Here is a 2,989-nt window from a genome sequence, read left to right on the forward strand (position 1 = left end):
CCTCGGGCAGCGAGATCGACAGCGACACCATCGCCAATATCGAGAATGTGAAGGGCGGTTCGGGCGCCGACGTCATCTCCGGCAACGGCTCGGCCAATCTGCTTGAAGGGCTCGGCGGCGACGACACGCTGAGCGCGGTCGGCGGCAGCGGCAACGTGCTGCGGGGCGGACTCGGCAACGACACGCTCATCGGCGGCTGGGGCAACGACCAGCTTCAGGGCAACAGCGGCGCCGACAGCTTCGTCGGCGGCACCGGCGCGGACGATTTCTACATCGACGCGCTCGACACCTCGTTCGACGGCGGCGGCGGTTACGACCGCATCATCGTCGCCGACACCAACGGCGTGAATGTCGCGCTCGCCGGCACCAATATCGAGCGTGTTATCGGCGGCAGCGGTGACGACACCTTCGACGGCACCGGCGTCACCACCTCGCTTGTCATCAGCGGTCTTGGCGGCAATGACACGCTCACCGGCGGTTCGGCGGTCGACCAGATCTCCGGCGGCGACGACGATGACACGCTGGACGGTGGAGATGGTGGCGACTTCCTGTTCGGCGATGGCGGGTCGGACAACTTCATCGGCGGCAAGGGCGATGATCGCTTCTTCGCCGATTCCGGCGATGCCTCCTTCGACGGCGGCGAGGGCTACGACCGGATCTTCATCCAGGACACCGGAAGCTTCGTCTTCTCGCTGGCCGGAACCGATGTCGAGCGGGTCAACGGCAATGACGGCAATGACGTTCTCGACGCGACCGGCGTGACTGCGAACATCACGCTTGCCGGCGGCGGGGGCACGGACACCCTGACGGGCGGCGACGGCAATGACGTGATTGCGGGCCAGGCCGGCGCCGACATCATCGAAGGCGGGGCCGGAACGGATTCGCTTTTCGGCGGTGCGGATGCGGACACCTTCGTCTTCAATGCCGGCAGCGGCCTCGACTATATCGCCGACTGGGAAGACGGCTCCGACAAGATCGACTTCTCCGGCTATGCGGCTGTCGACGAATTCTCGGACCTGACGATCACCGACAATGGCGGAATGACCCGCATCGAGTTCGACGGCAACGCGATCCTCGTCCTCGGCTCGACGGGCGAGATCGAACAGTCGGATTTCGTGTTCGTGTGATGATGGACCGACCGGCTCTGCTCTGCCGTCGGTCGGTGAATTCCTTCTTCGTGCCGCTTGCCGGTCCGGCGATTGCGCGTAGTCTCTCCTTTGCGTGGTGGAGGGGCGCTGATGGCGGAGGAGTTCGATTACGTGATCGCCGGCGGCGGGTCTGCCGGATCGGTCCTGGCGGCGCGTCTGTCGGAGGATCCGGACGTGACCGTCTGCCTTGTCGAGGCCGGCGGCGAGGGCAGGGGCGCGCTGGTTCGCACGCCGCTTGCCACCGTCGTGATGCTGCCGGGTTACGGCCGCATCAACAACTGGGCCTATGAAACCGTCCCGCAGCCGGGCCTGAACGGGCGGCGGGGCTATCAGCCGCGCGGCCGGGCGCTCGGCGGATCCAGCGCGATCAACGCGATGCTCTACACGCGCGGCCATCCGGGCGACTATGACGACTGGGTTGCCGCGGGCTGTGTCGGTTGGGGCTTCGAGGAGGTCCTGCCGCTCTTCAAGCGTGCGGAGAACAACATCCGTGGCGCTGACGCCTGGCATGGCGACGCCGGCCCGCTCCAGGTCAGCGAACAGCGCACGCCGCGCGCGGTCACCCGAGCCTTCGTCGAGGCCTGCGCGCAGACGCAAGTTCCGGTCAACGACGATTTCAACGGCCCGCGGCAGGAAGGCGCGGGGCTCTACCAGGTCACCCAGTTCCACGATAGCGGCCGGGAAGGCGAGCGATGCTCCGCCGCTGCCGCCTTTCTGCACCCTGTCATGAACCGGCCCAATCTGAGCGTCCGCACCCACACGCAGGCAACACGGATCATGTTCGAGGGACGGAAAGCCGTCGGGCTTATGTGCCGGCGCGGTGGGCACGAGGAGACGGTCAAGGCGCGGCGCGAGGTGATCCTCTGCGGCGGAGCCTTCAACTCACCGCAGCTTCTTCTCCTGTCCGGGATAGGGCCGGCGGCGGAGCTGCGAGACAACGGTGTCGAGCCGCGCCATGAGCTTCCGGGCGTCGGCCGCAACCTGCAGGATCACATCGACTTCGTCCTGTCCTGGAGGACGGGAGACACCGAAGTGCTGGGCCTGGCCCCGACCGGTGCCCTGAACATGCTGCGTGAGTTTCGACGCTGGCGGCGTGACCGGACCGGCCTGTTCGCCTCGCCGGGCGCGGAGGGCGGCGCTTTCGTCAAGTCCGATCCGGCGCTGGCGCGGCCGGACCTGCAATTGCATTTCGTGGCGGCTGTCGTCGACGATCATGCGCGCAGGCTGCATTGGGGTTTCGGCTATTCCTGCCATGTCTGCGTGCTGCGCCCCTTTTCGCGCGGCACTGTCCGGCTTGCGGGGCCCAATCCGACGGCAGCGCCGCTGATCGATCCGCGTTTCCTGGAGGATCAGCGCGACGCCGATCTCTTGCTGGAGGGCGTGAAGATGACGCGGCGCATCATGCAGGCGCCGGCGCTGGCGCCCTATCGGCGCCGCGAGTTCCATCTGGACGGCGTGACCGACGACGCGGTGCTGATGCGCCACATCCGCGACCGCGCCGACACCGTCTACCATCCGTCAGGAACCTGCCGCATGGGTGTCGATGATCAGGCTGTCGTCGATCCCCGGTTGCGGGTGCGCGGACTGGACGGGTTGCGGGTGGTCGATGCCTCCGTCATGCCGACGCTCGTCGGCGGCAACACCAACGCACCGACCATCATGATCGCCGAAAAGGCGGCCGACATGATCCAGGCGGATGCAAAAAGCTGAAGCTGTGCGGGAAAAGAAAAGACCGGGCGCGCTGGGAGGAGGATAGCGGCCCGGTCCTGGTCATGGGAAGGCTGGGAGGAGGATAGCCTTCTCATTCGAAATCTCGAACGTCCGTGGGAGGAGGATACGGC

At 66.7% G+C, this 2,989-nt stretch carries 2 protein-coding genes; both read left to right on the forward strand.

Going from position 1 to position 2,989, the window contains the following annotated elements; translation table 11 throughout:
- The coding region (locus tag MRY80_RS10000; RefSeq protein WP_293290579.1) for a calcium-binding protein at nt 1-1,127 on the forward strand (1,127 nt) is incomplete at its 5' end.
- A 111-nt stretch (nt 1,128-1,238) separates the two neighbouring features.
- Nucleotides 1,239-2,858 (forward strand): GMC family oxidoreductase N-terminal domain-containing protein, encoded by a 1,620-nt coding sequence (locus tag MRY80_RS10005; protein WP_293290581.1) that lies wholly within the window; start codon nt 1,239-1,241, stop codon nt 2,856-2,858.
- Nucleotides 2,859-2,989: the final 131 nt, after the last annotated feature.

This window comes from Oricola sp. (assembly GCF_022763245.1).
Taxonomy (GTDB): domain Bacteria; phylum Pseudomonadota; class Alphaproteobacteria; order Rhizobiales; family Rhizobiaceae; genus Oricola.